The sequence below is a fragment of the Microcystis sp. M53598_WE2 genome (genome assembly GCF_030067735.1).
GTDB lineage: Bacteria > Cyanobacteriota > Cyanobacteriia > Cyanobacteriales > Microcystaceae > Microcystis > Microcystis aeruginosa.
This window is the reverse complement of the sequence record NZ_JASJFE010000922.1, coordinates 1-7,947: the sequence shown is the minus strand read 5'-3', so window position 1 is coordinate 7,947 and position 7,947 is coordinate 1. Positions and strand designations below refer to the sequence as shown.

6 protein-coding genes are annotated in these 7,947 nt (G+C 46.1%); 1 reads left to right on the top strand and 5 read right to left on the bottom strand.

What is annotated here, in order from left to right:
• Window positions 1-258 precede the first annotated feature (258 nt).
• The 4 genes from PX636_RS18740 to PX636_RS18725 all read right to left on the bottom strand — a co-directional run bounded on the left by PX636_RS18740 (window position 259) and on the right by PX636_RS18725 (window position 5,567).
• On the bottom strand, window positions 259-1,098 hold the full coding sequence (locus PX636_RS18740) for a nitrate ABC transporter ATP-binding protein (protein WP_288118273.1): 840 nt from the start codon (window positions 1,096-1,098) through the stop codon (window positions 259-261).
• A gap of 79 nt (window positions 1,099-1,177) precedes the next feature.
• Window positions 1,178-3,196 carry an ABC transporter ATP-binding/substrate-binding protein gene (locus tag PX636_RS18735; protein WP_288118271.1) on the bottom strand — a complete coding sequence of 673 codons (2,019 nt, stop codon included), beginning with the start codon at window positions 3,194-3,196 and terminating at the stop codon, window positions 1,178-1,180.
• Window positions 3,197-3,265: 69 nt separating this feature from the next.
• Window positions 3,266-4,096: a nitrate ABC transporter permease gene (gene ntrB, locus PX636_RS18730; RefSeq protein WP_286825572.1), complete on the bottom strand. Its 831-nt coding sequence runs from the start codon at window positions 4,094-4,096 to the stop codon at window positions 3,266-3,268.
• 112 nt (window positions 4,097-4,208) lie between these two features.
• Entirely contained in the window at window positions 4,209-5,567 is a 1,359-nt protein-coding gene (locus PX636_RS18725) for a CmpA/NrtA family ABC transporter substrate-binding protein (RefSeq protein ID WP_288118269.1), read from the bottom strand.
• Between the two features lie 533 nt (window positions 5,568-6,100).
• On the opposite strand from PX636_RS18725, the gene PX636_RS18720 reads away from it, so the two are divergent.
• Complete coding sequence (locus PX636_RS18720) at window positions 6,101-7,183, top strand: molecular chaperone DnaJ (protein ID WP_288118268.1); 1,083 nt, start codon at window positions 6,101-6,103, stop codon at window positions 7,181-7,183.
• A 268-nt stretch (window positions 7,184-7,451) separates the two neighbouring features.
• On the opposite strand, the gene PX636_RS18715 is transcribed toward PX636_RS18720, so the two are convergent.
• A complete protein-coding gene (locus tag PX636_RS18715) occupies window positions 7,452-7,688 on the bottom strand; it encodes a ribbon-helix-helix protein, CopG family (protein WP_103112639.1) in 237 nt (78 codons plus the stop codon).
• Window positions 7,689-7,947 lie beyond the last annotated feature (259 nt).

Here is a 7,947-nt window from a genome sequence, read left to right as displayed (position 1 = left end):
ATAAGGGGAGTATCTGACAATTTTTAACATCTAAGTGGGTGGGTGGAATTAAATATAAAATGAACGTAGGTTGGGTTGAAGCATGAAACCCAACGCCCGCATGGGTTACGCTACCGCTAACCCATCCTACAAATAATTGTGCCTACCTACTTACCTACTTAGAAATAATTTTACTTGAAGAAGGCTTCCCTAGAAAAAAAATCTAGGTGCGATCGCTATTAAGTCAACCGCACCCCAAACTAATACAAATGCTCGCATCTAGCTAACATCATCGTGAGCGAAACGATTATAGAGGAAGTCGAGGGCATAGTTACGCAGACGATAATATTCAGGATCCTCCATAATTCTCTCCCGATCGCGGGGACGGGGGAAATGAATATTCATCACTTCGCCGATTTTTGCTTCTGGTCCATTGGTCATCATCACCAGCTTATCAGCGAGGAAAAGAGCCTCATCGATATCGTGGGTAATCATCAACACCGTACAGCGTTTATCTTGCCAGATTTTCAGCAATTCTTCCTGTAATTCCTCTTTGGTAATCGCATCCAAGGCACCGAAAGGTTCATCGAGAATCAACACTTCGGGACGGATAGAAAGGGCCCGGGCGATCGAAACCCGTTGTTTCATCCCCCCGGAGATTTGGGGAGGGGTTTTGTCCATAGCTTCGGTTAAACCCACCATCGCTAAATGTTCCCGCACGATCGAGCGTTTTTGCGCTTCTGGAGCATTGGGAGACACCGCATCTACCGCGAGATAGACATTTTCAAAAACGCTTAACCAAGGCAATAAAGCATAGTTTTGAAACACTACCATGCGATCGGGCCCGGGTTTAGTAATTGTCTTACCGTTAACTTTAACGATGCCATCGGTGGGAGAAGAAAAACCCGACACCATATTTAATAGGGTCGATTTACCGCAACCGGAGTGACCGATCACACAGATAAATTCACCTTCATTGATGCTGAGATTAACGTCCTTGAGGACGGTGTAGGGGCCTCTAGCAGTGGGATAAACCTTAGAAACTCCTTCAATGGTGACAAAAGCTTCTTTACTGGGGGTCTGGGTTGCTCGGTTAACGGTGTCGGTGGTAGTGTACATGATTAGTCTTTGGGGGAAATTAGTTAATAGGAGCAATGGCTAGGGATAATTGGCTAGGAATTATCCCCTTAGTCGATTTTTAGGCAATTTTGCGGGATTCGCTGGCACTAGGACGAGCATCAATAGCCACTTCGGCCATGGTGACGTTTTGTTTGATCTCTAAACTATTGAGATAACCGATCGGATCCTCGGCATCAAACTCGATACCATCGAATAAAAGGATCGGTGTGCGACGATATTTAATATCCCCTAGACCCAATTCCCGGGCTGCGGTACTAAAGACACCCACCCGACAGACGCGTTCGAGAATTTCTACCCAGTTACGGGGGAAAGGAATGTGGCCCCAGCGCGCCATTTGGGTCATCATCCAGAGGTGTTCGGTACGACTGGGACGATTTACCCCTTCTCCATAGAACAGATGGTGTGCATATTCTTTCATCGGTTGATCGAGACTGCACGCGTAGGAGTTGGGATCACCCAGTTGGATATAATCGATATTGGTACTAAGGTACTGACGACTGGCGAGGATTTGACGAATTTCTTCCTGATTCCCTTCCTCGGCACAGTAGCGACAACCTTCCAGCAGTGCTTTAACTAAAGCGACGTGGGTATTAGGGTATTTATTGGCCCAATCTTCCCGAACTCCCAGGGCCTTACCCGGGTGGCCCTGCCAGATTTCTAAGTCGGTGGCGACGGTGTAACCGATACCCTCCATGGCGGACCTGAGATTCCAAGGTTCACCGACACAGTAACCGTCAATACTACCGGTTTTCAGGTCGGCTACCATTTGGGCCGGGGGAATAGTTTCGAGGTGAACGTCTTTATCGGGGTCAATTCCCGCTGCCGCTAACCAGTAACGTAGGAGCAAATTGTGCATCGAGGAGGGGTGAACAATGCCAAAAATATGGCGCTGCTCCTTCGATTCCAATAGCATCTGTTTTAAAGCGTTACCGTCAATCACTCCCTCGTCATAGAAGCGTTTAGCGAGGGTGACACCGTTACCGTTACGAGTCATAGTCAGGGCGCTGACAATCGGCAAAGGTTGCTCCTGATAACCACCGACGGTTAACCAGGTGGGCATTCCCGAAGGCATTTGCGCCCCGTCGAGGAATCCCCCTGCGATCCCATCCACAACCCCTCGCCAACTGGTTTCCCGGACTAAATTCACCTCATCTAGACCATGTTTAGTGAAGAATCCCTTTTCTTTGGCCACTGCTAGGGGCGCGCAAGCGGTGAGGGGAACAAAACCGATTTCTAGATTGACTTTTTCTAAACCGTGACGGGCAATTACTTCGACTTTGCGGGCGCGCAGTTTTTTGATCCGTTTTTGTTGGTTGAGGAAATAGATAATCTCACTCCGGAGACTGTAGTAACTGGGGTGTTCCACCACTTCCATGCGTTTGCGGGGACGGGGGATATCTACTTCCAAAATACCGCCAATTTTTGAGCCGGGGCCGTTGGTGAGCATGACGATGCGATCGGATAATAGCACCGCTTCATCCACATCGTGCGTCACCATTACCGAGGTCATTTCGTATTCTTCGCACAGCTGCATTAACTGTTCCTGTAGATTACCTCTAGTCAGGGCATCTAACGCGCCAAAGGGTTCGTCTAAAAGTAGGACTTTCGGACGGATGGCTAGGGCGCGAGCGATCGCTACCCGTTGTTTCATCCCCCCCGATAATTCGTTGGGACGTTTATCCACTGCATGACGAAGATTGACCAGATCGATATATTTTTCGACTTCAGCTTTTCTTTCGTCTTCTGATAGTTGGGCGAGAACTTGATCGACGGCCAGAGTAATATTTTCTTTGACAGTTAACCAGGGCAAAAGGGAATAGTTTTGGAAGACTACCATGCGATCAGGTCCCGGTTTTTTAATGCTTTGACCTTGCAAAGTCACCACTCCTTCCGTGGGCAAATCTAAACCAGCAATCATGTTTAAGAGGGTAGATTTTCCGCAACCAGAGTGACCGATGAGGGAGATAAATTCCCCTTTTTTTATCTGTAAATCGATCCCTTTTAAGGCCACATATTCACCGCCACCACTAAGGGGGAATACTTTATCAATGTTATCGACAGCGACAAACAAACTCATAGTTTTTTCTCCTTAAATTGGCTCAAGTTTCAGTTATTTGAAAATGGGGAAAGTTTCCCCATTGATTCCCTATTGACGAACGATTTGATTTTGCAACCAAGCCATAAAGCGATCGAGCAATAAACCCACACCACCGATATAAAACAGCGCAAGAATAATATCGCTGATGTAGTTATTTTGGTAGGCATCCCAGATAAAGAAACCGATACCGACGATACCCGACATAACGATTTCAGCCGCAATAATCGCTAACCAAGCTAAACCGATCGCAATTCTCAAACCAGTGAAGATGTAGGGAAGTGCCGAGGGAATTAATATCTTGAAGAAGAATTTTTTGCTGGACAATTGCAAGACTTGTTTAACGTTGATATAGTCTTGGGGAATTTGTTGGACACCGACGGTGGTATTAATCAAAATCGGCCAAACTGCGGTAATAAAGATCACGAATAAAGCAGCTGGTTGATTTTGTTGTAAAGCGGCCAAAGATAGGGGAACCCAAGCAAGAGGAGGAACTGTTCTTAGGAATTGAAAAAGGGGATCGAGTGCCTTATTTAAGAAGGAATTTAAACCGACCATAATCCCAACTCCAATACCCACCACTGCGGCAAAAAAATAACCGATTAATACCCGTTGCAGACTCGCTAAAGTTTGCCAGAATAGTCCCTTATCAATGCCGCCACGATCAAAGAAAGGATACATTAAATAAGTACGGGTACGCTCATTGGTGATTAGGTCGGATGGGGGGGGTAATTTGATTAATCCCAGCATCGAGACTAATTGCCAAACAATCAGAAAACCCAGGGTACCGATAATAGGGGGAAGAATGTCTTGGGAATGCTTTTTCCAGAATTTACCGAAGTTGAAACCACCGTTACTTTTTCTGCTGACGCTACTTGCCATTTTGCCGTTTTCCTTTGTTGAAGATAAAGTTACTGGATTGGGAAGAGAAGAAAACACTTTTGGGATTAATAGACTAGATATTTTATGCCCCTAGCCTATCGAGAAAAGCTCGCTATTTTTTGATCGCCAAACTATCGAGATAAGCTTGGGGATTGGCAGGATCAAAAGTTTTGCCATCAAAGAATTTTTCGACACCCCGGGAGGTACTGGTGGGAATATCGGCCGCAGGAACTCCTAATTCTGTGGCTGCCGCTTTCCAAAGATCCTCGCGGTTAACTTTGTCGATTAATGCTGAGGCAGTGGTTAAAGTTTCTTTCGGCAAGAAACCCCAACGAACACTTTCGGTTAAAAACCAGAGATCATGACTCTTGTAGGGATAGGAAACGCTACCGGCGGGATCTTTCCAGTAGAAAACCCCTTTATTTTTGTCGGTGATTTCCGGTTTACCGTCACCCATTTTCTGCATTCCTTTGAGGGGACCGGCGATAATTTCTTCTTTGAGGTTGAAATAAGCCGGTTTAGCGAGAATTGCCGCCGCTTCTGCCCGATTTGCCTCTTGATCGAGCCATTGCTGCGCTTCCATAATTCCTTTTAATAAGGCCTTGGTGGCTTTCGGGTTTTTATCCACCCAATCGGCGCGGATAGCGAGGTATTCTTCCGGGTGATAGGGCCAGATTTCTGCGGTTAAAGCTGACATAAAACCGATCTGATCAGCCACAATTCTCGCCGGCCAGGGATCGCCGGTACTAAACGCATCCATGGTTCCCGTTTTCATGTTGGCCACGGTTTGGGCTGCGGGTACGGCAATTAGGTTAATATCCGTATCGGGGTTAATACCACCGGCGGCTAACCAGTAACGAATCCAGAAGTCTTGGTTAGCTTTCGGGAAAGTATAGGCGGCTTTGAAGGGAGTTCCCGTCGTTTTCATGCCGAGGATGTAATCTTTGGCGGGTTTTAGGTCTAAACCGATATTTTTGCCCTCGTGTTTACCCGCAATCGCAATTCCGTTACCCTGGGTGTTTAACTGCGCTAACACATACATGGGGACTTTAACGTTATTTTTGGTGATTAGTCCCTCGGAAATTAGGTAAGGCATGGGCATTTGCCACTGTCCCCCGTCAATTCCGCCCGCATCTGCCCCAATTTCGACGTTATCTCTAGCGGAACCCCAGTTTGCTTGTTTGGAGACTTCCACATCGGGCATCCCGTGTTTGGCAAAAAAGCCTTTTTCCTTGGCAATAATTAAAGGTGCTGATTCAACAATCGGGATATAACCTAATTTAATTTTGGTGGTTTCGGGGGCCTCTCCGGGGGCCACCGCTACGGGAGAAGCAACCGGGGAAGCGGGCGCGGTGGTGGTGGTTCCACCCGTAGTGTCGGGGGGATTACCCACACAACCTTTCAGGACAACAGCCCCTGCCGCTGAAACTGCCGCCGTGGTTAAAAATTTCCGTCTCGAAAAATTTGACATAGAATCTTCTACCTGCTTGCTAAAGCAAATATGTGTGCTGAATTATGGGTAAAGGAATCCCTCGCTAAACTTTCCCTCTAGCCCGTGCTATAGAAATTTAGCTATGGAATATTGAATCTCGATTGAACTTACTAAATAAGTCTAGCGGAATTTGGAAAAAATAATTAATCCGAGCGAGAATTTTATTTACAAAAATTTAATTCGATTGATAAGAATTAATTAAGACCATTGATATATCTAGCTTCTAGCCACTTAAAAAGGTTTCCGCAGGAGCGCCGGCGCAGGGGTGATGGGGTGATGGAAGTGGGGAAGTGGGGAAGTGGGGAGATGGGGAATTGGGGAATTGGGGAATTGGGGAAGTGGGGAATTGGGGAGGTGGGGAAGTGGGGAGGTGGGGAATTGGGGAATTGGGGGATTGGGGAATTGGGGAATTGGGGAGGTGGGAGAAACCACAAAATGAGCCAAGGGTGAGTTTTAGGAATGCGGCTCCTTCCGGCTTGGTAGAATAGACAATATGCTTTCACCCCAAAGTAATGACCAGATCTAAAAAGCCGAAATCACCGAACTCCTCTGATTCGCCTACCTCTCCTTCCTTGGCTCTGTCTTCCCTACATTTTCGTCTCCAAGCTTTAGAGGAGGAGCATCAGTGGCTCCTCAAGCAGATTGGCAGAAAACGCAACGAACTGAAGAAATTCCTCGACCAGATGCGTTCCTTAGCGACGGAGATTTTCCAGAGAGGGCAACCCCTCTATCAAAAACTTACCGACCTCGACCGCGAAATACACGCCCGTTTTGACGAAAGCCTCACTGCGAGAAAAATGGGGCAGCAGACAAAAAAAAGGATTCTCGGAATTTACGAGACACTTCAGTTAACGGGGGTGATTAGCCCAAAATTTGAGGATGGAGATGAAGAACTTGACGAACTTTTCGGAGACGAAGAACCAGAAGGAGCATCGGAGCAATCCGCGCAGGATTTCTTCTCTGGGGGAGACTCCTACGGCCGTCACGATGATGGAACAGAGCTATCACCTGAAAGCTCGCCTAAATCTCCTGAATCTAGACAAATACGCCGCACTTTCCTGAGAATGGCCGAGATTTTTCACCCCGACAAGGTTACAGACCCCGAAACTCGGATGCGTCACAACGAGATTATGAAGGAAGTCAACCGCGCCTATAAAGAGGGAGATATTGCCAGACTGCTGGAAATCGAACGACAGCATCAAATGGGGGACTCTTTCGCGGTTGAAGGCTCATCGGAAAGCGACCTTAAACGACAGTGCGAGAGGGTTGAAACCAATAACGAACTACTCAAAAAGCAATACGAGAACCTGAAAAGAGAACTGCGATCGGTGCGAAATACCCCGGAAGGCGAGATGGTGAGGGCCAGTCGCGCTTGTGAGAAGGATGGCATCGACCCGATTGAGCAAATGCTAGAGGAGATGAAATTACAAGTTCAATCCACCGAAAAAATCTATAATTTTGTCCGTGACTTTCGCGATAAAAAGATAACGGTTAAAGAGTTTCTGCGCGGACCGGTCAGGATGGGCAGAAGCCCGGAAGAGATGGAAGACATTCTTGATCAACTTCTGCAGCAACTTCGCGGAATCAGCCGTTGAAGAGAGAAAGCCAGTATTTAGGGTATGCAGCAAAAAGTTTTTCCCGGTGGCCGAGTGTAGGGTTTTACCTAATTTTTAAATCCGTTGGGTAACGCACAGAAAACGGGTTTCTCCGAGAAACCCGTTTTCTACTCATGCAAAAGACAAAAGGGGGAATAAATAATCAGTTTTTAATAACCAGATTTAGTATGATTTTTGATCTGCCCTAGAGTATTGCTATCACCTTTGACAAAATCACTAATCGTACAAGTATCGAGCAAAACCAGCACTAAATCACCTCATCTTCTCTAGGTGGGGAAAGTTCCTCTCTATAAGCTTCAAAAATAATACCATCACTTACCCCTTGAAAATTAAGGATAGTTGACGACCATTGAGACTGTTCTTTTGTGGTAATTAAAAGCTGTATTGCTTCTCGAATCAAAGCATTCTGGGATTTGCCTGTAGAGTGAGATAAAGCCTGTAGTTGCTGACTTAATTCATCTTCCAGATCAAGGTTGAAGTTCATAACTTAAATTAAGCAAATATCAATTAACTTTATTATAACAGGATAACTTCTTTCTTTTCTGGGCTGAGATATTTATCAGCGTTTACTATTCTAATAGCAAACTGACCAGCTTTTTGAGCAACTTTACTGCCCATAATATTACACCACCTTCCCAACTGATAACCGATAACTCTTGAGTAACCCACAGAAAACGGGTTTCTCGGAGAAACCCGTTTTCTACTCATGCAAAAGGCAAAAGGAGAAATAAATAATCAGTTTT